Source organism: Paenibacillus sp. J22P90 (assembly GCF_059692195.1).
In genome coordinates this window covers 28,232-54,517 of the sequence record NZ_JCAUAY010000001.1, presented here as the reverse complement: position 1 = coordinate 54,517, position 26,286 = coordinate 28,232, and the positions used below count along the sequence as shown (strand labels likewise).

General features: G+C 48.0%; 25 protein-coding genes. 7 read left to right on the top strand and 18 right to left on the bottom strand.

The window, feature by feature from the left end:
- The first annotated feature begins 340 nt into the window (after positions 1 to 340).
- Positions 341 to 463, top strand: a complete 123-nt coding sequence (locus AC58UX_RS00245) for a hypothetical protein (RefSeq protein WP_497248556.1) — start codon at positions 341 to 343, stop codon at positions 461 to 463.
- A gap of 161 nt (positions 464 to 624) precedes the next feature.
- Here AC58UX_RS00245 and AC58UX_RS00240 read toward each other — a convergent pair whose 3' ends face one another.
- Positions 625 to 1,779, bottom strand: a complete 1,155-nt coding sequence (locus AC58UX_RS00240) for a sulfite reductase subunit alpha (protein ID WP_497248554.1) — start codon at positions 1,777 to 1,779, stop codon at positions 625 to 627.
- A gap of 317 nt (positions 1,780 to 2,096) precedes the next feature.
- Here AC58UX_RS00240 and AC58UX_RS00235 point away from each other — a divergent pair, with 317 nt between their 5' ends.
- A complete protein-coding gene (locus AC58UX_RS00235; RefSeq protein ID WP_497248552.1) occupies positions 2,097 to 3,086 on the top strand; it encodes a ketoacyl-ACP synthase III in 990 nt (329 codons plus the stop codon).
- On the opposite strand, the gene AC58UX_RS00230 is transcribed toward AC58UX_RS00235, so the two are convergent.
- The 13 genes from AC58UX_RS00230 to AC58UX_RS00170 form a co-directional block, all read right to left on the bottom strand.
- Positions 3,083 to 3,361 (bottom strand): hypothetical protein, encoded by a 279-nt coding sequence (locus AC58UX_RS00230; protein ID WP_497248550.1) that lies wholly within the window; start codon positions 3,359 to 3,361, stop codon positions 3,083 to 3,085. The two genes, AC58UX_RS00235 and AC58UX_RS00230, sit on opposite strands and share 4 nt — an antisense overlap.
- On the bottom strand, positions 3,358 to 3,720 hold the full coding sequence (locus AC58UX_RS00225) for an alpha-helical endospore appendage domain-containing protein (protein ID WP_497248548.1): 363 nt from the start codon (positions 3,718 to 3,720) through the stop codon (positions 3,358 to 3,360). Before AC58UX_RS00225 ends, AC58UX_RS00230 begins: the two co-directional genes overlap by 4 nt.
- A gap of 5 nt (positions 3,721 to 3,725) precedes the next feature.
- Positions 3,726 to 4,013, bottom strand: a complete 288-nt coding sequence (locus tag AC58UX_RS00220) for a nucleoside-diphosphate sugar epimerase (RefSeq protein ID WP_497248546.1) — start codon at positions 4,011 to 4,013, stop codon at positions 3,726 to 3,728.
- A gap of 59 nt (positions 4,014 to 4,072) precedes the next feature.
- Positions 4,073 to 4,810: a glycosyltransferase family 2 protein gene (locus AC58UX_RS00215; RefSeq protein WP_497248544.1), complete on the bottom strand. Its 738-nt coding sequence runs from the start codon at positions 4,808 to 4,810 to the stop codon at positions 4,073 to 4,075.
- Positions 4,767 to 5,177: a glycosyltransferase gene (locus tag AC58UX_RS00210; RefSeq protein WP_497248542.1), complete on the bottom strand. Its 411-nt coding sequence runs from the start codon at positions 5,175 to 5,177 to the stop codon at positions 4,767 to 4,769. The genes AC58UX_RS00215 and AC58UX_RS00210 overlap by 44 nt, the downstream gene beginning before the upstream one ends.
- A 132-nt stretch (positions 5,178 to 5,309) precedes the next feature.
- A complete protein-coding gene (locus tag AC58UX_RS00205; RefSeq protein WP_497248540.1) occupies positions 5,310 to 5,690 on the bottom strand; it encodes a hypothetical protein in 381 nt (126 codons plus the stop codon).
- Positions 5,691 to 5,733: 43 nt separating this feature from the next.
- A complete protein-coding gene (locus AC58UX_RS00200) occupies positions 5,734 to 6,879 on the bottom strand; it encodes a CgeB family protein (protein ID WP_497248538.1) in 1,146 nt (381 codons plus the stop codon).
- A gap of 23 nt (positions 6,880 to 6,902) precedes the next feature.
- Positions 6,903 to 7,991: a CgeB family protein gene (locus tag AC58UX_RS00195; protein ID WP_497248536.1), complete on the bottom strand. Its 1,089-nt coding sequence runs from the start codon at positions 7,989 to 7,991 to the stop codon at positions 6,903 to 6,905.
- Positions 7,985 to 8,872, bottom strand: coding sequence for a dTDP-4-dehydrorhamnose reductase (rfbD, locus tag AC58UX_RS00190; RefSeq protein ID WP_497248534.1), 888 nt, complete (start codon positions 8,870 to 8,872; stop codon positions 7,985 to 7,987). Before rfbD ends, AC58UX_RS00195 begins: the two co-directional genes overlap by 7 nt.
- Positions 8,869 to 9,870 (bottom strand): dTDP-glucose 4,6-dehydratase, encoded by a 1,002-nt coding sequence (gene rfbB / locus AC58UX_RS00185; protein ID WP_497248532.1) that lies wholly within the window; start codon positions 9,868 to 9,870, stop codon positions 8,869 to 8,871. Before rfbB ends, rfbD begins: the two co-directional genes overlap by 4 nt.
- On the bottom strand, positions 9,870 to 10,589 hold the full coding sequence (locus AC58UX_RS00180) for a sugar phosphate nucleotidyltransferase (RefSeq protein WP_497248530.1): 720 nt from the start codon (positions 10,587 to 10,589) through the stop codon (positions 9,870 to 9,872). The genes rfbB and AC58UX_RS00180 overlap by 1 nt, the downstream gene beginning before the upstream one ends.
- 230 nt (positions 10,590 to 10,819) lie before the next feature.
- A complete protein-coding gene (locus AC58UX_RS00175) occupies positions 10,820 to 14,152 on the bottom strand; it encodes a WIAG-tail domain (RefSeq protein ID WP_497248528.1) in 3,333 nt (1,110 codons plus the stop codon).
- Between the two features lie 92 nt (positions 14,153 to 14,244).
- Positions 14,245 to 15,435 (bottom strand): glycosyltransferase family 4 protein, encoded by a 1,191-nt coding sequence (locus tag AC58UX_RS00170; protein ID WP_497248526.1) that lies wholly within the window; start codon positions 15,433 to 15,435, stop codon positions 14,245 to 14,247.
- A 217-nt stretch (positions 15,436 to 15,652) separates the two neighbouring features.
- Between AC58UX_RS00170 and AC58UX_RS00165 the strand changes: the two genes are divergently transcribed.
- On the top strand, positions 15,653 to 16,753 hold the full coding sequence (locus AC58UX_RS00165) for a YheC/YheD family endospore coat-associated protein (RefSeq protein ID WP_497248524.1): 1,101 nt from the start codon (positions 15,653 to 15,655) through the stop codon (positions 16,751 to 16,753).
- 60 nt (positions 16,754 to 16,813) lie between these two features.
- On the opposite strand, the gene nagZ is transcribed toward AC58UX_RS00165, so the two are convergent.
- A complete protein-coding gene (gene nagZ, locus AC58UX_RS00160; RefSeq protein ID WP_497248522.1) occupies positions 16,814 to 18,115 on the bottom strand; it encodes a beta-N-acetylhexosaminidase in 1,302 nt (433 codons plus the stop codon).
- A gap of 81 nt (positions 18,116 to 18,196) precedes the next feature.
- A complete protein-coding gene (locus AC58UX_RS00155; protein ID WP_497248520.1) occupies positions 18,197 to 18,586 on the bottom strand; it encodes a transposase in 390 nt (129 codons plus the stop codon).
- A gap of 109 nt (positions 18,587 to 18,695) precedes the next feature.
- On the opposite strand from AC58UX_RS00155, the gene asd reads away from it, so the two are divergent.
- Positions 18,696 to 19,484 (top strand): archaetidylserine decarboxylase, encoded by a 789-nt coding sequence (gene asd, locus AC58UX_RS00150; protein WP_497248518.1) that lies wholly within the window; start codon positions 18,696 to 18,698, stop codon positions 19,482 to 19,484.
- A 30-nt stretch (positions 19,485 to 19,514) separates the two neighbouring features.
- Entirely contained in the window at positions 19,515 to 20,774 is a 1,260-nt protein-coding gene (locus AC58UX_RS00145) for an MFS transporter (RefSeq protein WP_497248516.1), read from the top strand.
- Between the two features lie 68 nt (positions 20,775 to 20,842).
- Here AC58UX_RS00145 and AC58UX_RS00140 read toward each other — a convergent pair whose 3' ends face one another.
- Positions 20,843 to 22,282, bottom strand: a complete 1,440-nt coding sequence (locus AC58UX_RS00140) for an NAD-dependent malic enzyme (protein WP_497248514.1) — start codon at positions 22,280 to 22,282, stop codon at positions 20,843 to 20,845.
- 117 nt (positions 22,283 to 22,399) lie between these two features.
- Entirely contained in the window at positions 22,400 to 23,836 is a 1,437-nt protein-coding gene (gene pdxR, locus AC58UX_RS00135) for a MocR-like pyridoxine biosynthesis transcription factor PdxR (protein ID WP_497248512.1), read from the bottom strand.
- A gap of 132 nt (positions 23,837 to 23,968) precedes the next feature.
- Between pdxR and AC58UX_RS00130 the strand changes: the two genes are divergently transcribed.
- Both AC58UX_RS00130 and AC58UX_RS00125 read left to right on the top strand, forming a co-directional pair.
- Positions 23,969 to 24,550: a GNAT family N-acetyltransferase gene (locus tag AC58UX_RS00130; protein WP_497248510.1), complete on the top strand. Its 582-nt coding sequence runs from the start codon at positions 23,969 to 23,971 to the stop codon at positions 24,548 to 24,550.
- A gap of 395 nt (positions 24,551 to 24,945) precedes the next feature.
- Positions 24,946 to 26,256 carry an aminotransferase class I/II-fold pyridoxal phosphate-dependent enzyme gene (locus tag AC58UX_RS00125; protein ID WP_497248508.1) on the top strand — a complete coding sequence of 437 codons (1,311 nt, stop codon included), beginning with the start codon at positions 24,946 to 24,948 and terminating at the stop codon, positions 26,254 to 26,256.
- Positions 26,257 to 26,286: the final 30 nt, after the last annotated feature.

Below are 26,286 nucleotides of genomic sequence, written 5' to 3'. Positions count from 1 at the left end.
TTTCGACTAGCTCGGGTCATCATTCCCTCTGTACCGATTCGTTCGAATTTGCCGAACTAATCTCACTGTTCACATCCGGGAATGTTAATTAGTCCGACTTTGCCAAACTAAATGACCACATACAACCCACTCGAAAGAAAAATGGCTAAATAGTTCGGCTGAATCGAACTATTAGCCTTTTTATAAGAGTAATACTCGTTTTAATTCGGAAATATCGGACTACTAGCCTTTTAAAATAAAGGCTCTGTTAAAGTTAGTTGTTGATAATTGAATAATCAGAACAGATGTTTTAAAATAGTGATATCATTATATCGTAAAGTTTTAAATAAGGAGTGATTACGTGGAAATTTTTGGTATTTGTGGGTTCGTATTCGGACTTATTGCTTTTACGAATGCATTGACCAGTATTAAAAAAGTAAAAGAACTTGAAAAGAGAATTGCTGATTTAGAGGGAAAATCGTGAACAATGTCTCACTCAAACGGGTGCATTGATTGAATAAGACTATATTACAAAATAGAACTCCCAGACAATTGGTGGTTCTATTTTTTTCACTTACTATCAACATTAAAATTTAACAGAGCCAAAATAAAAAAAGACCGAGTTTGACCTCGGTCTTCGTCCATTTAATATACGTCGCGTTGGTAACGACCTTGCTCTTGCAAGCCATTCAAATACGCTTCAGCGTCTTCGCGGCTCAACTTGCCTTCTTTTTCAATAATGTCGATCAGGGTGTTGTGAACATCCTTCGCCATGTTTTGCTTATCCCCACACACGTAGAAGTAAGCTCCGCCCTCTATCCATGCGAATAGCTCCTGGCTATTCTCTTGCATTTTATTTTGCACATACACTTTCTGCGCTGTATCGCGGGAGAAAGCTGCGTCGATTTTAGTCAGTGCGCCTTCTTGTTGATATTGCTCCAGCTCTTCTTTGTAGAGGAAATCTGTCGCGGAACGCTGGTCGCCAAAGAACAGCCATGCTTTGCCTGTCGCTTTGCTCACCGCACGCTCTTGAATAAAGGAACGGAATGGTGCAATACCTGTACCAGGTCCTACCATGATGATATCCTGCTCCGAGGATTCCGGAAGGTTGAAATGTTTATTTACTTGAACAAAGACCGGAACGGTATCTCCTTCGTTCAAACGCTCTGCGCACATCACGGAACATACACCTTTGCGCTCGCGGCCGTGCGCTATGTAGCGAACAGCACCGATCGTCAGGTGAACTTCACCCGGTTTTGCTGCGAAGCTGCTTGCGATAGAATATAAGCGTGGCGGCATTTTTCTTAATAAAGCGACAATTTCGTGCGCGGAAGCTTTCCAAGGTCCAAATTCACTCAGCAAGTCAAGCACATCGCGTCCGTCTGTATAAGCCTTCAGCTGCTCCGTATCCGCCACAAGCTGCTTCAACGCTTCATTATCGGAAAACTCAGCTGCTTGCTGAACGATTTTCCTGGACAACAGCGTAAGCTCGAAATGCTTCAAAAGCGCTTCTTTTAATGGGAGCGTATCGTTCTGTTTATTAATGACAACTGCCGTGTCCGCATCCCACTTCATAACCTCAAGGATCGAAGCGACTAATTCCGGATCATTGTCTGGAACTACGCCTAAGCAATCGCCAGGCACATAGGACAGGCCAGAGCCTTCGAGCGAAAGTTCAATATGGCGTGTTTCTTTGCTGGAGCCTTCTCCGTTCAAATTAACATTTTTTAACACTTTTGCTTGAAAAGGATTCGTTCTGGAAAACAAGGATGGTACTTTTTCGACATCAGTCACTTGCATTTCTCTTCACTCCAGAAAATTTTTTTTTATTAAGAATAGCACATGCCGCGCAACTTAGAAACGTTTTTTAATGAACCCTATTATGAATTTTTGACTTTTTCAAAAAAATTAAACAATTTGTCATTTTAAAGCAAATGAAAGGGGTTCCAGCAATGGAACCCCTCATTATTATCTTCATTTTCAGGAGATTAGATCACTCGAATCGAGCCGAGATCCCATTGACAAACCACACTCCCTATCTTAAACTAACTTTAGTACCAACTACTAATATCTAGTACTAAAATTATGTTAATCATATCCCAAAAGGAGTGTTACTCATGCCTTCCTCCAAACCCTTGCAAGCCCGTATTTCAGCCATCGGCACCTATGTGCCTGAACACAGATTAACCAACGAGGATCTCTCCCGCATGGTGGATACGAATGATGAATGGATCGTGCAACGCACGGGCATTCGTGAACGCCGAATCGCCGGAGAGCATGAGTTCACCAGTCATTTATGTATAGCGGCTGTGCAAAATCTGCTTGATCGAAACCCAGGCGCGCTCGACGATGTCGAGCTCATCATCGTGTCCACACACACACCGGACTTATCGTCCACGCCTGTCGCGTGTCAAGTTCAAGCCCACTTCGGCCTCGCCGGTGCAGGCGCCTACGATCTCAATGCCACCTGCGCAGGCTTCACTTATGCGCTGCACACCGCCGGTGCGCTAGTCGCCTCAGGCTTACATCACAAGATTCTCGTGATCGGCGGCGATGCCTTGTCCAAGATCACGGATTACGCCGACCGTTCCACCTGCATTTTATTTGGTGATGGGGCTGGGGCCGTCGTCGTCCAAAGAGAGGAAGCTCAGCCTGCTTATCTCGCTCATCACATAGGAGCGGATGGCACTGGCGCCAAGCATGTGTACCGGACTGGACTTGCTACCGAACTGAACGGAGCAGCCTTAACCGATACAGGCAAGCTTGTCCAAAACGGGCGCGAAGTGTACCGTTTCGCTGTTTCAACCGTCCCGCAAGGCATTGAACAGCTGCTGCAAAAAAGCGGTTTGCCGATCACAGCCATCGATTGGTTCATCCCTCATAGCGCGAACCTGCGCATGATCGATTCCATCTGTGAGAAGAGCGGTATCCCGATAGAACAAACGCTGGTTAGTCTTGAATACTTCGGCAACACGTCCGCAGCCTCCATCCCGCTTGCGCTGGATTTGGGCATTCAAGAAGGGAAAGTAAAGACCGGTGACACTTTGTTACTCTATGGATTTGGCGGTGGATTGACGCACGCCGGATTGATCATTCGCTGGGGTTAAGACTTCACATGTTTATTCGTCCAAGGCTTACTAGGCTTGCCAGACTTACCGATAACACGTGTGCGCCTGCTCTGATTGGATACTTTCATCATCAGGGCACGTTGATAGTCACTGATCGTCTTTAGATTGTCCGCAACATGGCTAGCCAGCTGTTCTGAGCCCTCCATGTGATCCGCGACAGATTCGATGATTCGGCATAGTGCTCGCTGGCTCCTCGCCAGCGAGATCAACATATGCAGCTCCACACGTTCGCGATTCCATTCCTTTTCCCTCACAGCTTCTCATCCTCACCAAACGAAAGTAGGCCGCCAAAGTCCATGCCGCCGTCGTCGGCGCCTCCTAACGCTGAACCAGAAGAAGGTTTCCCCAGCAAAGCTTTCATTTGACGATTTAGCGCATTTTCCATCTTCGTTAAACCACCTATAAGGTCAATAACACTCTCATGGATCTCGCCAGTGACCTCCATTTTATGGTCATGCCCCTCCAAATTTGTCCCGTTGATATGCCGACAAATCCAGTTTTGCGACTTCGCGGCTTCCACAACTCTGGCTTCCAGCATCAGACTGATTTCGTATTGCAGCTTGGCTGTCGCTTCAAGCATCTGCAAATAAATGTCCGTTCTATTCAAGGTCATTCCCTCTATTCCTCATCAGGTACATGAATTTCCTTCATCACCATTTCCGTCTGCTTCGCCATCGCATCTTCCAATTCAGCGAGGCTGTTCAGATAGGCCGTTACATTTTTGGACAGCTGCAAAGCCCGCTTCTGCAGCATCTCTAATCCCTCAAATTGCGGATGCGAGTCAGGCAGCTCTCCCGCAATGGCTGCCATTTGCGCAGACACATGCCGATGTGTTTCCAAGATCCGTCCCATTTGGCTATGTGAAGCTGCAATCTGAGAAATAATCTTCGTTACCCGCTCCTCCATGGTAGCTCCCCCTATAACCTTTTTCACACTACGTTATGCAGCTCTTGGGGAAACGGTGCCTAAATAAACCGAGCAGGATCCACGCCCCATTTGTGAATAAATTTTTGGCGATTTCGCCGCAGCAGCAGCAACTTAGATTGACGGCTATTTTTGCGAAAACTAACACTTCCACGATGATAAACGAAGCAATCACCTGCGATCAGAAGCTGATAACCTGCTACTCGTGCACGATAAGAATAATCATCGTCCTCATAATAGCCAGGTGCAAATTGCTCATCCAGCAAACCTACCTGGTCATACATCCCCCGCTTAAATAACAAGCAGAAGCCAACTAAGCGTCTCGTTTCCCGCCATTTCCCCGGATTGACATGGTTATAAATGTGCGCCATATTCGAAATCCCTGTAAACGGGACACGGATTTTTTGCTTACCATTCACATGGTTCGAAACGGGACCTACCATCCCTACATTTTCTCGACTGTTTAAACAGTTCAACAGCTTGGGCAACCAATTCGGCGTGACGATTGTATCGTTATTCAAGAGCATTAACGTGTCGCCTTCCGCTGCACGCAGTCCGTAATTGCAAGCTACGGGAAAACCGAGATTCGCAGGCAAGGCGACAAGTTTGATACCCTCATTGCGACAATACATCAGTGTACCGTCCACTGACCCATTGTCCACAACGATAATTTCATACGGCACCGTGGTATGCTTACGGATAGATGCTACACAGGCTTTCAACAAAGCTAGACCATTAAACGTGGGAATAATGATGCTCGTAACTTGCTGCAAGTTCATGCCTCCCCACTAATGTGCCATTTTCTAAGCCTAATACAACATTCTGAATAGACGGAAGCAGTTCATCCGCACGAATCGCCTTTTCCCCATCTATATAAAGCAAGAAGTCCGACTTCGAGATTCTCGCAGCCAGAACTTTCAAGGCACTTTGTTCCATAGACTGAGGATTCTGAATTAGAATTGCACGAGAATGTCTTCTAGCCAGTTCTAGCGTACGGTCAGACGAGCCATGGACAATGACGACGATCTCTCTCAGCGGCAAACGCTTCAATTGCTCCAACACATGCCCAATCGTTCCTTCTGCATTTGAAACGGCCACAACCGCGCCGACAGGATAATAGACGCTTGTCCTATTTATCCTCGTCATCGGACGCTTCCGTCTAACTTTGGATCGGAGGATCGGTTTCTTTAGAATGCTTCTTTTCCTAGTGATGACCTTCCCCTTCATACGTTTCTTCCTATTCCGTTTTATCAACCGCGCTCACCTCGTGACTTAACTTTAAGCAATCGTTGGATGCGCAAGCTCGTGTGCGTACCCTTCTGCGAAGCCAACACCGTAGCCAGCATTGTATGCCTCTTTAAATGCGCGATCATAGGCCGCTTGGATTCTCCTAGCCCTTGGACTGAGGATGACGCGGCGCGGTGCTCGACGGCGACGAGCGATAATTCGACCCCGCTTGCGTCTAGGAAATCGGACCAAACGACGAACTAATCTGCGCTTCCCTCTACGTCTTGCTATGGGTCTCAAACGACGAATGGCACGTCCCTTTTTTCGTACAATGATTCGTTTTTTAGGACCCGCCTTTCTTGGCGATGCCACCCGCTTCTTCTGAACCTTTCTACTCACAGTCAGCTTGCGAACTTTTCTTTTCGTGATCAACGGCTACACCTCATCTTTCTAAAAAGGTTATCTTCATCGGCCCTTATCTGGGCCCAAAAATGACGGAAAGCATCGTAATAAGACGATTTGTATAGGTATGATCCCGCATCGTGCGATAGAGCCCGCGCATCGCGATTTGCTTCCGTTCCTCTTCGTGAATTAAATAATGATTCATTTTGTGGAGCAATTCCTCCGGCGACCCATAAGTCACAATGTCATAGTCTGGCGTATAGAAATTGACTAAATCATTTCGAATATCCGTCAATTGAAAAGCACCGCAGCCAGAAATTTCAAAGGTTCGCGGGTTAGGCGAAGCTGCGCTGATACGCCGGGAATTATTATTGTATGCTTGGTCATCAAACGCGCGATGCATATTAATCACGATCTTGGACCCGTTGTAGAATGTCGCAGTTTGATCTGGCGGCATCCACGTATTCAATTGAATTTGCGGAGCCAATAGACGATATTTCTGCAGTCGTTCCCACCATATGCCGGAGATAATGATTCTTTTCGTCGCTAAATAAGGCGTGATCTGATTAAATACACCTACGCGATTCCAGTAAGCTGAGCCAATAAAGCAAATATCGCGATGTCCCCCCATCGGGACAGGTCGTGGACGAAACATGTCCGGTTGAAAGGCTAGCGGCAAATAATGCACCTGCCTGCCACCCATTTCCCGATAAAACTGTACACAATTCACTTCCAAGGTAAAAATATAATCATAGTGCGGTGCAAAGGATGCCGTAATATCCGTGTAATATGGATCATCGGTTAGCCATATCGCGGTGCGAATGCCCATTTGACGAATCCGATCCACAATATTCAGGGAGAGATTCATCCCTTCCAAGACGATCATCACATCCGGACGAAACCTCTTGGCAATCGCCTCAATGCTGGCTTTGGGACGTCCGATATGCGTCTTATCATGAACGGTGTTTCCTATGATTAATTCGCGAACTAAGGGGCGAAGACTGTTAATGACCGCGATATCGAGCGGCTCGTAAGGGTAACTTTTTCCCGAAGTCACATATAATACACGCACGTCCCAAATCGGACTTGGCTGACGGTCCCGAATCGCCTTTTGAATAATGGATTCACATTGTCCCAGTCTGACGCCATTGGCGTGACCTAATTGATAACCGTCGGCATGACCGCGTGCACGCGCATGCGCAGGATTAATAAAACCCACAAACTCCACTCCCTTCTAGCCTTCTAGGCAAATACAATGTCTAATAGCTTAACTAACCGCATTCCAAACGTATGTTCCATTCTGGTTCTTCGCATCCCATTAATAGCAATACGCAATCGCGCTTCCTCATGAATTAAGTAATGACTCATTTTATGAAGAAGCTCTCCCGTCGTATGGAAGGTTTCGATTTCATGTCCAATTCGATAATACTGTTCCAGATCCTGACGATGATCTGTGATTTGCAGCGTGCCGCACCCTGCGATCTCATACGTCCTAGGATTAATAGAAAGGCCAGGCAGACGTCTGCTGTTCTTATTAAAGGTTTCATGATAGGTGAGCCGGTGAATGTTCAATACAATTTTGGCACCGTTATAATACTTAACAGACTCTTCAATTGGAACAAAGTAGGGCTTAATGCCATGTCGGAGCAGCTCATAGTGCGCCAGCCGATCCCAAAGTCCCCCGGCAATGACCACTTTTTTCCCTGACAAAAAGGGGGTTAGCTCATTGAAGAGAGCAATCCGGTTAGGAAAGCCCATGCCAATGAAGCAGATATCGCTTCGGTACTCAGGCGTAACATGCACAGGCTTAAATACAGCTGGACTAGCCGCCAAAGGCAAGTAATGCACCTGTCTGCAGCCAATCCCTTGATAGAACGGTACACAGGACATTTCATGTGTGAAAACATAATCATAATGCGGAGCTAATGCGGCTGTTTGATCCGTAAAGTAGGGATCGTCCGCAAACCAGATCGCGGTGCGGATCCCCATCTGTCTAATGAGATCAATGTGATGAGCATGATTTGCTGGAAACACATGAAGACCATTCATGACGAGCACCAGATTCGGCCTAAGCTCTCTGGCTAAGCGGAGCATATCGGCTGCAACGGCTGCATGCATCACGTGCACAGTTTGCTGCAAGCCCTGAATGATCCCTTGGTCAATCGCATCAAAGCCTTGCACGATAAATAACACACTTGCTTCTCGAAGCGGAAGTGGTGGCGGGTAGCAGGTGTCGAGGGCAAATTGGCATCTGCCCATGCGATAGCCGCTTTCTCGACCCGCCTGAAATCCCTGGCTGCGTCCCTCCGCTATGCGGTTACGAATCACCATGTTGCTTTCACCCTCTTAGACTTAACTGCTGTATCGTAATAATCAACCTGCAAAAAGAAATCCAGTGCCGACCGCCAATCTCGCATCGGCCCAAACCCATTGTTCGCCATGGCTTTGTGGGCAAATGCTGTGTACATCGGTCGTGCCGCTGGCGCTGGCGGAAAAGCGTGCGTAGCCACTGCCTGTAAGGAAATATGTCCCATCCCAGCCGCTTGAAGAATGTGCTGGGCGAATTCATACCTGGAGCATACGCCTTGATTCGAGGCATGGTAGAGACCATACCGGTCTGTTTCAATGAGCTCACGAATGAAAAGGGCTAGGTCCAAGCAATACGTAGGAGAGCCAAATTGATCATCCACGATCGAAAGGGTCGAATTCACATGCGCCTTTTCCAATACTTTGGTGACGAAGTTTGTTCCTTTCAAACCATATAACCAAGAGGTTCGAACAATAAAATGCTTCAAGCAGGTCATCGCAACGAATTTCTCCCCAAGTAGCTTAGATTCTCCGTAGGTATTGAGAGGATTGGCCACATCATCCTCGTCGTAGGGCGCAGACGTCTTGCCATCGAACACATAATCCGTACTGACATAGACGAGCTTGGCTTCAATAAGCTCGCAAGCCTTCGCTATATGGAGGGCGCCTAACGCATTTACCTGATAGGCAGACTCCTTCTCGGATTCAGCCCTATCTACATTCGTATAGGCAGCTGCATGCACAACAACGTCCGGCCGTTCGATCAGCAGCTTCTCCATGACCTCTTGTTCTTGTCTTATATCCAATTGGGATTTCTCCCAAGAAATGACCTCATGCTTCGGGTTCAGCACACGCTTAAGGTCATAGCCTAGCTGCCCGCCTGCGCCTGTTATCGCGATTTTCAAGTGAGATCAGCTTCTTTATCGACACGGTACGAACCGTCTGCAATACGGGCGCACCACTCGCTTTCTTGCACATACCAGTCCAGCGTTTTTTGAAGACCAATCTCAAACGAGTAAGCCGGTGTCCATCCCAACTCGCGGCGTATCTTCGAACTGTCGATCGCATATCGCCGATCATGTCCAAGCCGATCCGCTACATATTGGATTAAGGATACGGGTTTGCCCAGCATGTTCAAAATCGTCTGCACAACCTCCAAATTCGTCCGCTCATTGTGACCGCCAACGTTGTACACTTCCCCAGGCACACCAGTTGCAATCACGCGTTCAATAGCCGAGCAATGATCGTCTACGTACAACCAGTCTCGTACATTCAATCCATCCCCATAGAGAGGAATCGGCTCATTGCGAAGAGCACGGGTAATTAAGAGAGGAATCAGCTTCTCAGGAAATTGGCGGGGGCCATAATTGTTGGAACAGCGGGTAATGACAGCTGGAAAACCATACGTTTCAAAATAAGCTCGAACCAGCAGATCAGAGCCTGCTTTACTTGCGGAGTAGGGAGAATTGGGAGCAATTGGCGTCTCTTCACTGAAAGACCCATCTTCCCCAAGCGTGCCATAAACCTCATCTGTGGAAACATGTATAAACTTCTTCACCTGCCGCTGGCGTGCCGCCTCAAGCAAAATCTGCGTGCCAACGACATTCGTCATTACAAAACTGCCAGGATGATGAATACTTCGATCGACATGCGATTCAGCCGCAAAGTGAACGACGACATCAACCTCTTGCATCAGCCTCATCATGAGTGCCTCGTCGCCAATATCCCCATGTACAAATTGATAACCAGTCTGCCCATCAAGCTCTTTCATATTGTCTTTATTTCCTGCATACGTAAGTAAATCGACATTGATCACATGATCCTCTGGATGATGTTTCTTCCAATAATGAATAAAGTTACTTCCAATAAATCCCATACCACCCGTTACTAGCAACGATTGCATTAGATGTTCTCCTTCCTTACTAAAAGAGTGGCCTGAAAGAGCGATTCATGCGTGCCTGCGTCAATCCACCATCCGTTGAGGTACTTATGGGAAAGTGTGCCTGATGCTGCATACACATTGTTCACGTCTGTGATTTCCATCTCTCCTCTTGCAGAAGGCGATTGCATTTTTATCTTGTTAAACACAGTAGAATCATATAAATAAATGCCTGTCACAGCGTAGGGGGAGCTTGGATTGTCTGGCTTTTCTATAATACGCACAATGTGTTCATTACTCATTTGCGCTACGCCGTACCTTCTAGGATCCTCGACCTCTTTTAAAATGACCATGGCCCCTTCGCTCTGATGCTGGTAAGCTTCAATAAACGGCTCGAGTGGATCTTGAAATAAGTTATCCCCAAGAATAACGACGAATTTCTCTTCCTCCCGCACGAAATTCTCAGCCAAAGCCAATGCTTGCGCAATGCCTCCGGCTTTCTCTTGAATCTTATAAGTCAGATTGACGCCGAATAGTTCACCGCCACCTAAATAATCGAGATATAGGCCCGCAGATTGTTTCCCCGTGATAATGAGGATATCTTGAACGCCTGCATGAGCTAGCTTTTCAATGGCATATTGAATCATGGGCTGATCACCAACAGGAAGCAAATGTTTATTGATAATATGCGTCAAAGGGCGTAAACGACTTCCAGTTCCCCCTGCAAGTACGACACCTTTCACAAGTCATCCCCCTTCACGGACGTTCGTATGTTTCACATGGTGCGTGGTCACATCCATTTCTACTATCATATGCTTTCGTAATAGACGGAAATTGGACGATCATCCCGAAATTGAAAATTGGTCATCTATCTATTAAATAGTGTAAAATAACCAAAAAACGGTAGTCTCGCATAGTTTGCGAAACTCCGTTTTTAGCTACTAGTGGTATTTAAACCTTTTTATTCCATTTATTAACTCTTACCGATGGCCATCCAATTCACGATGCCTTGTTGATCAGGTGAAAACTTGGCTCGAATGATCGACAGTACCGCGCTGCCCTTCGATTTTTGACTAACAATGACATAGCACGCTGGATGATTCGTGATCGCCGTTAACACATAATTCGTATCCGCATATTCCTCATCAAAACGAAGTACCAGCTCGATCGTTTCATCTTGGATCTTCATAACGAAGGGCTCAAGTCCGAATTGCTGCAGCACATTTCGTTGCTGGGAGGAAGTACGCACAACGCTATCCGCCAATTTTGTCACCGTAAGCGAGGCGTCTGCGATATGCTGATTGGTAATCGTTCCCGCTTGAAGCTTCGTGCCATCCACACTTCCTGCCGCGAGATGAAAATCCGTAACCGCTCCCTGAGCCAGTTTATAGCTATCTACACTGCCATCGGCTAGTTGAGCTGTACCAATCGCGCCTTGACTGACTTTGCTGCTGTCGATACTGTTGCTCGCGAGCTTCGATCCCGTCACAGCTTCATCTGCAAGATGAACGCCATTCACTGCACCGAGTGCCAGCTTCGTGCAATCCACGCTGCCAGGTGCCAGCTTTTCACCGATAACGGCTTCGGCCTGAAGGTTCTCGCTGCCTACAGCATCCGCTGTTAGCTTGGTGCTATCGACACTGCCATTGAGCAGTTTCCATCCATCTATAGAGCCCGGAGCAAGGTGGCTGCTTGTCACGGAGCCCAAGGAAAGCTTCAATCCATCGATAATAAAATCCGACAAATGCTCACGCTGAATCGCGCCATACATAATTTTCGAGCTATCTACACTTCCTGAAGCCAGCTTGGAGGCAATAACAGCTTGATCAGTCAGATGCTCTGTGCCCACTGCACCTTCGGTCAATTTGCTTCCATCCACGCTGCCCGAAGCCAGCTTCGTGCCATATACCGCTCCATCTGCAAAATGGTAGTTATGCACAGAACCAGACACCAGTTTAGAGCTATCAACCGAGTTCACAGCTAACTTCTCACTATCGATGGCTCCAGCCAGGAGATGCTGATTGCTCACAGAACCGTGCGCCAGCTTCGTACCATTGACCACACCAAAGGACAGATGTTCGTCTGTGATTGCGCCTGGCATGATTTTCGAGGCATCTACACTATGATTCGCAAGCTTGGTACTTCCGACAGAGCCTTCAGCCAGATGCTCACTATTGACTGCGCGAAAGGCTACCTTGGAGCTAACGATGGCGCCATCGGCCAAATGCCGAGCAACGACCGCACCGGCGGCTAACTTGCTGCCGTGTACACTTTCGTTTGCCAATTTCGAGGCTGTGATCGCACCGTCGATAATATGCTCGGCATTCACCGCTTTCGTAGAAATCTTCGCAGAGATGACACTTCCATCAGCCAACTTATCGGACGTCACCACATACTCTTCTAGCTTCGCGTTCGTAATCGCTTGATCCGCAATAATACGCGTCGTTACCGATTCCGCCTGAAGATGCTGTGTGCCGATGGCCCCATTCGCAAGCTTCTCTGACGTAACAGCCCCATCCGCTAAGATTTCTGTGGAAACGGCCTGTTCCTGCAGTTTACTGCCCATGAGACTTCGATCGGCGAAAACATCCAACGTGATGGAGCCTTGCGCCAAATGCTCGGAAGTAATCGTCCCTGGTTTAATATGAACGCCATCAATAATCTCATCTTGCAAATGCCGTGACTCAATCGACATCGCAGCGATTTTCGCCGTTGTAACGGCTTCTTCAGCAATCTTACTTGTCGTAATGCACTCTTCCTGAATGTGTCTGGTTGTAATGGCTTCATCCGCAATATGGTTGCGATGAATCGCATGCAAGTCGATTAGCTTCTCACCAATCGCGCCTTTGGCGATATGGCTGGTGGAAATGATCTCCTCCTGCAAATGAGCAGCAAGTATGGAGCGGTATGCGATTTTACCGGAAGTCACACTTTCATCTTTAAGCTTGGCGTTGACAACACTGCCATCGGCCAATTTCTCGGTGACAACGGACCCCGCAGCTAATTTGGAGGTGGATACCACACTTTCCTCCAGATGCTCCGTTCGAATCATATGTGAACCAATATGTTTGGAGATGATCGCACCTTGCGCTACTTTATCCGCCGTAACCGCACCATCCTGCAATTTGCTGCTGGCAATAACACCATCGCTTAAGTGACCGGTCTCAATTGCTTGCGATGTAATATGTTTGCTCGCAATGATTTTATCGCCCAATTTCGGGGCCGTGATCGCTCCATCATGGATGAGCTTCGACTCGATGGCGCCTTCTCCGATATGTTTCGTCCGAATCGCCTGGTCAGCGATGTGGTAGCTCGTTACCTCAGCGCCTTCAATATGAACGCCTCGCACAGCGGATTGTGAAATATGGATCGAGTCTACAGCCAGAGGCGCTAGCTTCGCACCTGTTACAGCCTGATCAATCAGGCTATCTGTCGTAATCGACTGTTTCCCCAAATGATCGGTCAGAATGCTTTCTCCCTGAATATGGCTCGAGGAGATGCTGCCCTTCGCCAATTTCTCTTCTGTGACAGCGCCATCTCGCAATTTCGCAGAGGTAATGGACGCGTCCATGAGCTTTGCCGTGTCGATAATATAATTGGATAAATGCTTCGTCTGTACGGCACCGCTGAGAATTTTATCTGATGTGATCGCTTGATGATCAATCAAGTCACTCGTAATAATGAGTTCAGATAAATGTTGTGGCAAAATCGCGCCATCTGCCAGCTTCGAGGCATCAACCGATTTATCAGCAATTTTTGAGTTTGTAATGCTGCTATCAAACAACTTTCCACCCGACAAGGTGTTATCTTGAATTTTATCGCCCGCAATACTGTTTGGAGCAACATGTTCATCATGAATCGCTTGATTCGCAATTTTCGGGCGAGTGACGCTCGCCTGAGCAAGTTTAGCTTGTTCGATGGCTCCATCCTTAATCGACCTAGCCCCAACGCTAAACGGTTTTATTTTCGTATCATCAATCGACCGGCTGGCAATTTTGTCCCACGTTACCGCTTCATTGACGATGTCATCCGTGTAAACAACCGGGTCCACGAACTTACCTGTTTTACGTTCGGACAGTAATAAATCAGGTGTGACCTGCGGCTCGGTAACCTTGGATACCGGCACAACTTTGATTGGCTCCGCTTTCTCTGGAGCAGCAGGGATACTTTTCGCTATTAATTTGGGCTGTTCAACCATCTTCTCTGGCCTTGTCGGTGATTCATCCAGCCATTTCAATTCATTCAAATTGGAGTTCACTTTATGCACGTTCGCCTTCTGGTTACTGGTGATCTTACGCTTATTCATTTGACTCCTCTCCATTCGACAAGAATTATCATAGGTAACATATTCATACTCACCCTCATAAGTACATTAGCCCCCTTAAAATGTGCGCTAACCTAGACAAGAGCCGTTTCCTTCAGCAATTGACTGTACAACGATGACCTGACCTCAGCAGCTCTCTGCCATGTAAACAGCGCATCAACCCTTTTCATCCCGCTTTCCCCCAGCTTCCGCTGCAGGCTTTCATCTTGCAGCAATCGCAGGACACACGCAGGGAGCTCCGTTTCAATCCCCTTCGGATCGATTAAGTAGCCGGTTTCTCCATCCTCTACAACCTCTTGAATGCCGCCTATGCGAGTTGCGACGACAGGCACTCCAGTAGCCATAGCTTCAACATTCACAAGCCCGAAAGCTTCATTTCCAATCGAGGGCACGACGAAAACATCAGCAATACGAACCCATTTAGGCATCTCTTGATGCCTCACATATGGAATGAATTTCACGTGATCAGGCATAGCCTTGGCTGCTTTCTTCAATCGCTTTACATACGGGGTTACTCTCTTAGACCCGTAGAAAGCACTACCAACAATAACCAGCTTGGCGTTTGGTTCACTCTTTACGACACTTTTCATTGCAGTAAGCAGATGATGAACACCTTTCTTGGGGATTAACCTGCCGACATATAAAATGATTTTGGCATGCTCACTATTCAGTTCTCTGCGCATTTCAGTGCGAGCTTTGACCCCTTCCTCCGACCATTTGGAAGTAAACTGCGAAACATCAACCCCCAAATAATGCGTAACGATTTTGCGGGCAGCGATGGGCACCTTTTTTTGGAGATAACGCTTGAGAAAATCGCTATTCACGATAATGACATCCGCTGTAAGCAAGCAGACAGTTAATGAAGCGTTCGAAATATAAGGCTTCGTTATAAATGAAGTGGAATGGAGGACGAGACTTAGGATGGCTTGGGGGTATCGTTTGCGAAGATAGGGAAGGAAAAGCGGCCGATTTTCCACTTGAATAATACCTGGACTTAAATGACTGAGCTGTTTATCCACATGCGAAATATAAGCTGTCTGCCCTTGATAGGGTACTCTCTGATACGTTACACCATGGCGTATCTCCTTCGTCGGCTGGTAGGACACTTTTCGTCCAAGAATAACCACAGGCATGCGCTTCACCAGCTGCTCCGCTGTCTTATAAACCACCTGCTCGACCGAGCTGCTGGTTCCTGAGGGGATAGGAAAGGATCCCGGAGTGACGATCACAAGACGGTTCGATTGTGGCTTCTTTTTCGTCTTCAATGTCTGAGCCTCCTAATGAGATAAGGCGATGCTCCGCCCCATTTCACTTCTTCTTTCTATACATATGCGGATAATGTGGTAAAGCATGGGCATCTGTCCCGGTTTTACAAGAAAGTATCAGCATTTGTACAAACAAGTGGCGTTCTTTTTCCATAAACTAAGAGTGATTCCGTTATCGGTGAACATTCAACCCCCAATGCGAGAGGGAGTGAAGTCAATGAGTAATCCCTATGTGGGTATTTTAGTTAACGATTCCTTGTTTGCAGGTATTCCTCTAGGGAACACACAATACGAAGCTATCCGATTTTACGAGGATGCAGGCAAACTGTATGGACTAACGCCTTGTTATTTCCGAATGCAAGATGTTCATATGAAAACAATGAGAGTACATGCCTACGTCCAGGATGGCCAGCAGTTCAAACGACAATGGTCCGATCTCCCGAAGGTCATTCATAATCGGGCGATTTATTTAGATACGGCTTCAGCCAAAGTTTTGGAAGGATGGAAACGGCGCGGCATTACCCTCTTTAATCAATGGAATCGCCATAGCAAGATGCGTATACATGAAATATTGGTGAAAAACGAGCAGATTCGCCCTCATCTCCCCTGTACATTTCCCGCGACTATTGAAAATGTGAAAGCGATGATGGACGCCTTTGACTCGCTTATTATTAAGCCAACCAATTCCAGCATCGGGCGCGGTGTGATGAAGTTAGAACGTAGAGGGAATTTATGGAAACTGGTATATCCCTTAAATATGAAGCTTACGAATCGGACTTGGCGAACGATTAAGTTCCGTCAACATCTCCCCGTCCTTCTCCGCCGAAGGATTCTAAGAAGCAGCTACATGGTTCAGCAATGCCTGCCGCTGGCCACAGTCGAGGGGCGTCCGTTTGATCTTCGCATTTCCGTTCAGCGCGGCGCTGGTGGCGCATGGGGCGTGACTGGCATTGTCGCCAAGGTCGCCTCCAACCAGCATTTCCTCACGAACGTTGCGCAAGGCGGACGCTTGCAATCTTTATCCGACATCTTGAACGACCACTATCCGCAGCTTAACCAAGAGACCGTATGCCGCCAGATGACTAGCTTCGCGATCCTCGTTGCTCAGCATCTCAGCACCGAATTGCCGAACTTGGCTGATCTCGGCCTAGACATTGCCATGACAAATGATGGGTTTCCTTTATTCATAGAATGCAATGGGAAGGATCAACGTTACAGCTTCCGCGAGGCAGACATGCAGGATTGTTGGAAAGCCACCTACTTCAACCCGATCGCCTATGCCAAATTCATCTTAGGCGGTGGCACGCCGCCTTGTTAAAGTAAAAACACCGTACCACGAGATTTCTCGTTGGTACGGTGTTTTTTTGTTTCGAAAGCTTTACTTCGCGCTGAGCGGAGCGAGCACACGCTGCACTTCTGCGTTCAGCGCCTTCGGATCCGGAACAGGCACAGCATGATCCTGAAGCTGATACTTCATCTTCAGCTTATACACCTGTGCGACACTCTGATCGATCGTCTCCATCGGAATTCGCCCCGCTTGAACAGCCGTGCGCAGCGCATTGATGACGGTTATTGCCTTCTGCGGGTCGTGACCGACCATCACGACATTAGAGCCGGCAAGGACAGACTTCACGGCGGCTTCACCCATTTCGTAATTTTCCGCAATCGCGCCCATCGTCATATCATCGGTCATGATCAGACCTTTGAAGCCGAGCTCCTTGCGGAGCAGGTCCGTCATAATCGCCTTCGACATCGAAGACGGGTACTTCGCATCTATTTTGGGCAGCAGAATATGCGCGACCATGATCGCATCCGCCTGATGCTTAATCGCATCGGCAAAAGGAATCAGCTCCAGCTTGCGCAAGCGAGCGAGGTCATTTTGGACAACGGGAAGGCCAATATGTGAATCTACTGATGTATCACCATGACCCGGAAAATGCTTCACCACCGGAACGACCTTCATCTCTTGCAAGCCATTCATCATCGGAATACCGAAGGAACTGACGAGGGCGGCATTCGCGCCAAAAGACCGGTCGCCAATGACTGGATTTTTCGGATTGCTATTGATGTCCAAGTCAGGCGCAAAATCCATATTAAGCCCATAGGCATTCAACTCTTTGCCAAGCAATTGACCGATACTGCGGGCAACTTGCGTTTTGCCTGATTTTCCAATGGTTTGACTCGTCGGTGTTTTCAAAATCTCATCAGGCAGACGCGTAACTCTGCCGCCTTCCTCATCGACACCAAGCCATAACGGAAGCTTGTTCGCAGCATTCGTCTTTTTCAAAGCATTAACTAGCTCTACTAATTGTTTCGTATCTTTCACATTCGGCTTGTATAGAATAACACCGCCCACATGATAGGCAGCTATCAAATCGCGTGCTTCTTCGTTCATACTGTAGCCATCGATTCCCGCAAAAATCATCTGGCCCAGCTTCTCGTCCAAGGTCATTTTCGGAATACCTGCCGATGCCACGGGGGACGGGTTTGGAGATGCAGTGTTCGTGGCGATTGGCGTAGATAAAGGCTGTGAAGAAGGTGAAACACTTGCAGGCGCTGTACTAGGTACAGGAGACCCTGAAGGTTGATCGTCGGAATGTGACATACAACCTGTGAGCAGCAGCATACATCCGCTAACGATGCCAATTCGCTTCATTTTAAACAGAAATACTTGTTTCATAGGATCACCTGCCTACCTTTACTTTCACTATTAATGACATAAAGTAGACGCCCCATCCTTTGATATGGTTGCAATGCAGCGTTACTCACTTCGAAGTCCTTTCATGAAGCAATGCAGCAATACATAAATGCCATAAGCACCTAGATACGCCCCCGTGATCAGAAACAATTTGCTTGTAAAAATAACATGAATATTCGTCATGAAAACCGTGTCATCCCGAAGGATTTGGTACACATTCACCGAAATGATCACGCCATTCACATACGCACTTAGAACGGCAGCACCATTGAAAACATGCTTGCACGATTGCAGCAGCCAAGCACTAAATAACATAACTAGCGGGATCAGAATAACAAATATACCCATAATGATCGACATCTTCGCTTTCACCTCATCCACAGCATTGACGATTTTGCTGTCGAAAATACGGATATCTTCATTAAGTGTCCGAAGGAAATGAGCAATCGGCAATTGATTCTTTTACCTTTCTGTGGCAAGATTAGCGAAGAACCGCTAATAGGAAACTTTGTGCGAATGCCAAAGCCCTCCTAACCAACGAATGAACAGGAGTTTTCGATCTATGTCTAAACCTTTTTTCCGCTTACTGACTGAATTATCTTCACGCAAATGGGTCTCTCAACTGACTGGTGCCTTTGCCCGTTCCAAGGTAAGCCGGTTATTTATCCCGCGTTTTGCTCAAACCTATGGCATTCCTATTGAGGACGCTGAGAAGCATATCAAGGATTATAAGTCGTTGAATGATTTCTTCACTCGCCGCTTGAAACCAGGCTTACGTCCGATTCATGCCGACACAACGCGTGTTGTAAGTCCTGTTGATGCCATGATTACAGGCATTGGCGACATTAAGGAAGGCTTGATCGTCAATGTCAAAGGTCAAGACTATACGATTGACGAGCTGCTTAACCGCTCACCTCGCACGGTGAACTACAAGAATGGCTTTTATTTTGTCCTGTATTTGAGCCCGACAGATTATCACCGTATCCATACACCAATCTCAGGTGAAATCTTGGAAAAAGAGCATGTACTCGGGAAAGTGTATCCCGTTAATGAGTTCGGCCTACGTCATATGAAACGTGTACTTAGCCGCAACGAAAGATTGATTACTTTCATTCAGCATGCAACTGGCGAAGTTGCCGTTGTTAAAGTCGGTGCTCTGAATGTGAGCTCGATCCAATATGTAACACCTCTTCCGAACACACTAGAGCGCGGTCAAGAGCTTGCTTATTTCGAGTTCGGCTCCACGGTTGTGCTGCTGTTTGAAGATGGCATGTTCGAACCGCGTCCTGATTTGAAGCTAGGCTCGAAAGTGAAAATGGGCGAAGACCTCGGACGTTTCTTGGACACCTAGTCGGGAATCAGAACCTGAGAGGAGAAAACCATGGCATTCATTTCAACCTCATCTCCGAACCAAAGCTCGAAGAGCTTGCAAGGGACGGGAGATGTTAAACCAACTGTTTATCGGATTTTATTTGCAATCGGGCTCGTGCATTTGCTCAACGATTCCATTCAATCCGTCATTCCTGCGATTTTCCCCATTTTGAAAAGTGAAATGGGACTCAGCTATGCCCAAGTCGGCTGGGTGCAATTCGCCATCAACTTTACAGCGTCGATTATGCAGCCTGTCGTTGGCCTCTACACCGATCGCAAGCCATCGCCTTACATGCTTCCGATTGGGATGACCTCGACGTTAATCGGCATGCTGCTGCTAGCCTTTGCGCATTCCTACTGGGTTGTTCTCTTGTCTGTCTGTTTTGTCGGACTAGGCTCGGCGGCCTTCCATCCAGAGGGATCGCGTGTCTCGCATATGGCCGCTGGAAACCGAAAAGGTCTTGCCCAATCGATCTTCCAGGTTGGCGGTAATGCGGGGCAGTCCTTGGCTCCAATTATGACCAAATGGATCTTTATTCCGCTAGGATTGTTCGGCTCGATCTGGTTTACCGGCGTCGCGGCGATCGCGATCGCTGTACAAATGTACATAGCACGTTGGTACAAGGTTGTCCTTCAAGACGCGCCAGTGAAAGCCAAAACCGCCGTCAAGCGTGTCGTAAACCCGCAGCGGCGCAAGCAAGTAATGTTCGCCATCAGTGTTTTGATTTTCCTAGTGTTTGTACGTTCTTGGTATGGCGCAGCGATGAGCGGTTATTTTGCCTTTTTCCTTCAAGATAAATATGGTATTACCATAGACAGTGCACAGAACTTCATTTTCTTATTCCTAGCAGCAGGAGCTGTGGGTACTTTCTTCGGCGGGCCGATTGCGGATCGCTTCGGTAAGCGCAACGTCATCTTTTTCTCCATGTTAGGTGCTGCACCTTTCGCTTTATTGCTGCCGCATGTGTCTGTCGCTTGGGCATACGTGCTGCTCGTTCTTATCGGTGTTATTCTTTTAGCCAGCTTCTCGGTTACGGTCGTTTATGCACAAATGCTTTTCCCTGGTAAAGTCGGGACTGTATCTGGTCTCATCACGGGTCTAGCGTTTGGTCTAGGAGGTATCGGAAGTGTCGTACTCGGTAACCTCTGTGATACGCTCGGAACGACTCGCGTCATGGAGCTATGTGCATTCCTGCCTCTTCTGGGGATACTCACCTTCTTGCTTCCTACGGATCGTAAGTTGAAGGAATGGACAGAAGAACAAGCATAATTGGACGAAAAAAAGCAGTTTAGAACACGCTTCGTGGCGTTAGTTCTAAACTGCTTTTTAGTTAATGACTATTCGTGATGACCTTCGCGTATCTCACGCTGGCTGCGACGACGTGCAACACCTGATTCAAAGGCGGCCTCCATAACGGCTTCTCGAACCTTTTCGACAACCTCATGGTTGAACACACTTGGAATAATGTAGTATTCGTTTAGCTCGTCCTCATTCACAACGGACGCAATCGCCTTAGCTGCAGCGAGCTTCATTTCTTGCGTAATTTTAGATGCACGGCAGTCTAACACGCCGCGGAAAATACCCGGAAAACAAAGTACGTTGTTAATCTGATTCGGATAATCCGAACGTCCTGTCGCCATGACGCGTACATACGGCTCCGCTTCTTCCGGCGTAATTTCTGGCGTTGGATTTGCCATGGCGAACACAATTGGATCTTTCGCCATGCGCTTCACATCGTCTTGCTTTAACACACCTGGTCCAGAAAGACCGATGAAAATATCTGCTCCTGAAATAACATCGGATAAGGTTCCTCGTTCTTCTCCAGGATTTGTATTCGAAGCATACCAACCCCAAGCCGAATTCGTGTATTCCTCGCCGCGCACAATAGCACCTTGACGATCAACACCAATGACATTGGTGACGCCTGCGGAGAGCAGCATTTTCGTACATGCGATACCTGCAGCCCCGATACCAGTGACGACAACCTTACAATCTTCCAATCGCTTGCCGACCAGCTTAACCGCATTCAGCAGCCCAGCCAAAATGACAACCGCAGTTCCGTGCTGATCATCATGAAAAACAGGAATGTCCAACTCGTTAATCAAACGCTCTTCAATTTCAAAACAACGCGGTGAGGAAATATCCTCTAAATTAATGCCGCCAAATCCTGGCGCAATCGCCTTTACTGTTCGAATAATTTCTTCTGTATCCTGCGTGTCCAAACAAATTGGGAAGGCATCTACGCCAGCCATTTGTTTAAAGAGCATCGCTTTCCCTTCCATCACGGGCATTGCCGCTTCGGGTCCAATATTACCAAGTCCAAGAACAGCCGTGCCATCTGAAACCACGGCAACGGTATTCCTTTTAATCGTCAACGAATGTGCCTTGCTCGGATCTTCATGAATGGCCATGCAAACTCTTGCTACGCCAGGTGTGTACACACGGGAAAGATCATCCCGATTTTTAATCGGTACTTTCGGCGTAACTTCAATTTTGCCTCCCAAATGCAACAGGAAAGTCTGATCGGATACGTTGATGATGCGAACGCCGGGAATTTCCTTAAGCACCTTCGTAATCGTTTCCGTATGCTGTGGATCACTGACTTTGACCGTAATATCACGCGTTGTCGTCGTTTTGCTAGCTCGTGTGACGTCAATCGCTACGATATCACCGCCTGCATCACCAATCGCAGTAGCAATTTTTCCAAACGTAACGAGTTCTTTATGTATTTCCAAACGCACGATAACACTTGTGCCTCCGCCATTTAATCCAGCCATGCAAGGATCACTCCTAAGAGAAAAATTTAATTGACCACATGTTAGATAATATCATACAACCTATTGCAATCAAAGCGACCACCCAAAAGACTTCCTTTGCGCACTGATAGAGACTTTTTATGGTTTATAGATCGTTCGTAGCAGGAACACGCCTCGCTTAATGTCCTCCTCAGTCAAATGGACAAATCCGAAGCAGGCTCCTGCTCTGCCGGCTGGGAGCGCATAGTTGCCGGCGTCCGTCCACGTCACGCCCGCGGCCCGACATGCGGCTGCATAAGTCGTGTAGCTGGGCAAGTCGCCGCGCCACCACCCGAACAGATGCAGCCCGCTATCGCTGTCCACCCACTCGAAGAGGGTGGACAGCTGCTCCTGCAGCTGCGCTTGCAGGAGCAAGAACTTGCTCGCGTACACCCGCCGCATGCGGCGCAGGTGTCGCTCGTAGCCGCCGCTCGCCATGAACGCGGCGAGCGAGCGCTGTTCGAGCAGCCCCGTCGGGTGCGGCTCGTATAGCCGCTTCGCGGCTACAAAAGCGTCGTGCAGCGCCTCCGGCAGCACGACATAACCGATGCGCAGGTCCTGCAGCATCGTTTTGGAAAAGGTGCCGATGTACACCACTCGGCCCTCTTGGTCCAGCACCTTGAGCGGCTCGATCGGCCGCCCGCGGTGCCTGAACTCGCTGTCATAGTCGTCTTCGACGATGACAGCCCCTTGCTCGGCCGCCCAGCGAAGCAGCTGCTGGCGGCGGTCCAGCCCCAGCACCGCCCCCGTAGGGAATTGGCGGCTGGGGGTCACGAACAGCAGCCGCGCGTTCCACGGCTGCGGGATCAGCCCTTGCTCGTCCACCGTCGCGTGGACGGGCACGCCCCCAGCCGCCAGCACAGCGCGGCTGGCGCCTTGATACCCGGGGCGCTCCAGCACCACGGGATCGCCCGGGTTTACGAGCAGTTGGGTCAGCAGGGCGATCGCCTGCATTGACCCATTGACGATCACGATGCGCTCCGGCGGCGCATCGATGCCGCGCATCCGCCTCAGGTGCAACGCGATCGCTTCGCGAAGCGCGTAGTGCCCCTCGGCGATGTGAGCGTCCTCCTGCGGCGACTCCGTCATCCGCCGCACCTGCTCGTACATTCCGCGGTTCCACTGCTCCCGCGGGAACTGGTCCATCTGCGGCAGGCCCATAGCGAACGAAATCTCGGCACGTTCATAATCCCGCTTTACCGCTCCGACAGGCGTGCTCACTCGTTGGCCCCAAGCCGACAATTCAATCTTTTTGCCCGCGATCGCCTCCTGCATCTCTTGACCGTCTGCATACACAACAAAAGTGCCGCGTCCGACATCGGCTTGCAAGTAGCCCTCCGCAATCAACATATCGTACACCTGACTTACGGTACCTCTAGAAATACATAGCAGCTCGGCCAGTTCCCGCGTGGAGGGAAGCTTCGTGTCCAATTTCAGCTTATTTCCCACGATCTCATCGCGAAGCGCATGATACAAAGCGGCATACTTACTAGGATAGCGCGTCAAATACAATTGAAACGGCAAATAAAAAGCCATAGAACCCCTTCTTTTCCTTTTTTGGAGTGGTACATATAAATCAATCAAAATTGGTTCTTTTTATTAAGCCAATCATACCGTATGCTATCTAAAATCACATTAAAATCTTTCATATGTAAGGAGTTATGAACAATGAATCTACTGCCACCAACCCTAGAAGGAACGCGCGTCACCCTGCTTCCCCTGCATGAATCCCATATTCCAGCATTAAAGGAGGCCGCCAATGATCCAGCTATCTGGTCTTACATGACCCCACTAGCTCGACTAGCCGATGTTCAACAATTCGTTCATCAAGCACTGGAGGAGCAGCAAGCCGGACAAGGCATCCCTTTCAGCGTTTACGATCGGCTTACCGATACAATTGTCGGCAGTACAAGGCTTTTCGATATCTCGGTAGCTCATCGGCACATGGAAATTGGGCACACTTGGTACAATCCTACTGTTTGGCGCACGCGTGTGAATTCCGAATGTAAGTATTTACTGCTCCAATACTGCTTCGAGACTCTGAACCTGCTGCGTGTCCAACTCAAAACAGACCTTCGCAACGAACGTTCTCAAGCAGCAATTACTCGTCTAGGCGCTCAAAAGGAAGGCATTCTTCGTCAGCATCGTGTGCTTCACGACGGCTATGTGCGAGATACAGTGATGTTCAGTATCCTTGATCAAGAGTGGCCGCAGGTTAAGCAACGGTTGGAGGGGTTCCTAAGTAATTAGCATGTTCAATCAACATGTTCGTACTTGCCTTTAGCATTGCCTTTAGCAAACAGAGCTCGCAAAAATGCAAAAGTGCAACCTTTTGTTTCGAGTGAACCTCTCCATTTAAAATGCGTGTAATTGTGCAACTATTTCTGCCGCCATTCCTCATTTTGGGGCTTTTTCGGCCTAAAGGTTGCACTTTTGCACGTATTTATCCATTTTCATACATTTTCACCGAAAATACGTGCACTTTTGCATTTTTCCCCATGTGAGTACTAACAACACAAAGTGTCATGCAAGCAGCACAGGGAAAATCCATAGAAAATTTGTTTAGCGCAGTGACGTGCAGGTGTTAAAGTGATATAATAACTGGGAAAAAATGAATCGCTCATTGGAAGGAATGACCCACTCTTATGAATCCTTTGGCAAGACAGCTAAACGAGACCCTGCAACGTGAAAATTCTCACGTACATGACATGCTATCCGCATTAGGTAAATCGATTTACTTCCCGAAAGAAGGCATTCTTAGCCAATCGGCTGAAGCGAAGGCCAAAGCCAAGAAATTCAATGCTACGATCGGTATCGCCATCGAAAATGGTCAACCTATGCACTTGAAGGTCATTCAAGATACACTCTCCACCTACAACCCTAAAGATATATATGAATATGCTCCGCCTGCTGGTAAGCCAGAGCTTCGTACAGCTTGGCGTAAGAAAATGCTTGAAGAAAATCCGAGCATTGGCAACAAGCTCATCGGTAATCCGATTGTCACGAATGCTTTGACACACGGTCTAAGTATCGCTGCTGATCTGTTTGCAGATGTAGGTGATGCGGTTATTATTCCAGATAAAAACTGGGAAAACTATGAGCTCACTTTCGAGATTCGCCGCGGCGCTCAAATCGTGAATTACCCGCTCTATAACGAACAAGAGCGATTTAATGCCGAAGGCTTGCGCCAAGCGCTTCTCGCTCAGAAGTCCAAAGGCAAAGCGATTGTCGTTCTGAACTTCCCGAACAATCCAACGGGCTACACGCCTGATGCTGAAGACGGTAACGCGATTGTTGCCGCGATTCGCGAAGCAGCAGAAGCTGAGATTAACGTTGTTGTTCTCACCGACGATGCTTACTTCGGTCTTTTCTTTGAGAATTCCCTGCATGAATCCTTGTTCGGTCAATTTGCTGACCTTCACCCGCGCGTGCTTGCTGTCAAAGTTGATGGAGCAACCAAAGAAGAATACGTTTGGGGCTTCCGCGTAGGCTTCATTACGTATGCAGGTCAAAGCGATGCCATGCTTAGTGCACTTGAACAAAAAACAACGGGAATCATCCGTGCAACAATATCCAGCGGACCGCATCCGTCGCAAACCTTCGTGCTTCATGCCTTGAATTCACCAGAATTCAATACACAGAAACAAGAGAAATACGAAATCATGAAGGGCCGCGCGAACCGTACGAAGTCCATTCTGGACAGCGGAAAGTTCGACGATGCGTGGGGCTACTACCCGTTCAACTCCGGTTATTTCATGTGCTTAAAGCTCAAAACCGTAGATGCTGAATCACTGCGCGTACATTTGTTGAACCAACATGGTGTAGGTACAATCGCATTAGGCGAGACTGATCTGCGTGTCGCATTCTCTTGCATTGAAGAAGGCAACTTGGAAGAGTTGTTCAACATCATTTATCAAAGCGTTAAAGAAATAGAGGCAGTTGCCGCTAGTAAATAACTGCTGGAATATAAAAGCACTCTCTAACTT

Coding starts and splice junctions, on each gene's coding strand:
- AC58UX_RS00240 (WP_497248554.1), bottom strand. CDS start 1,779: ATGCAAGTGACTGATGTCGAAAAAGTACCATCCTTGTTTTCCAGAACG.
- AC58UX_RS00235 (WP_497248552.1), top strand. CDS start 2,097: ATGCCTTCCTCCAAACCCTTGCAAGCCCGTATTTCAGCCATCGGCACC.
- AC58UX_RS00225 (WP_497248548.1), bottom strand. CDS start 3,720: ATGACCTTGAATAGAACGGACATTTATTTGCAGATGCTTGAAGCGACA.
- AC58UX_RS00220 (WP_497248546.1), bottom strand. CDS start 4,013: ATGGAGGAGCGGGTAACGAAGATTATTTCTCAGATTGCAGCTTCACAT.
- AC58UX_RS00215 (WP_497248544.1), bottom strand. CDS start 4,810: ATGAACTTGCAGCAAGTTACGAGCATCATTATTCCCACGTTTAATGGT.
- AC58UX_RS00210 (WP_497248542.1), bottom strand. CDS start 5,177: ATGACGAGGATAAATAGGACAAGCGTCTATTATCCTGTCGGCGCGGTT.
- AC58UX_RS00195 (WP_497248536.1), bottom strand. CDS start 7,991: ATGGTGATTCGTAACCGCATAGCGGAGGGACGCAGCCAGGGATTTCAG.
- rfbB (WP_497248532.1), bottom strand. CDS start 9,870: ATGCAATCGTTGCTAGTAACGGGTGGTATGGGATTTATTGGAAGTAAC.
- AC58UX_RS00175 (WP_497248528.1), bottom strand. CDS start 14,152: ATGAATAAGCGTAAGATCACCAGTAACCAGAAGGCGAACGTGCATAAA.
- AC58UX_RS00165 (WP_497248524.1), top strand. CDS start 15,653: ATGAGTAATCCCTATGTGGGTATTTTAGTTAACGATTCCTTGTTTGCA.
- nagZ (WP_497248522.1), bottom strand. CDS start 18,115: ATGAAACAAGTATTTCTGTTTAAAATGAAGCGAATTGGCATCGTTAGC.
- asd (WP_497248518.1), top strand. CDS start 18,696: ATGTCTAAACCTTTTTTCCGCTTACTGACTGAATTATCTTCACGCAAA.
- AC58UX_RS00145 (WP_497248516.1), top strand. CDS start 19,515: ATGGCATTCATTTCAACCTCATCTCCGAACCAAAGCTCGAAGAGCTTG.
- AC58UX_RS00140 (WP_497248514.1), bottom strand. CDS start 22,282: ATGGCTGGATTAAATGGCGGAGGCACAAGTGTTATCGTGCGTTTGGAA.
- pdxR (WP_497248512.1), bottom strand. CDS start 23,836: ATGGCTTTTTATTTGCCGTTTCAATTGTATTTGACGCGCTATCCTAGT.
- AC58UX_RS00130 (WP_497248510.1), top strand. CDS start 23,969: ATGAATCTACTGCCACCAACCCTAGAAGGAACGCGCGTCACCCTGCTT.
- AC58UX_RS00125 (WP_497248508.1), top strand. CDS start 24,946: ATGAATCCTTTGGCAAGACAGCTAAACGAGACCCTGCAACGTGAAAAT.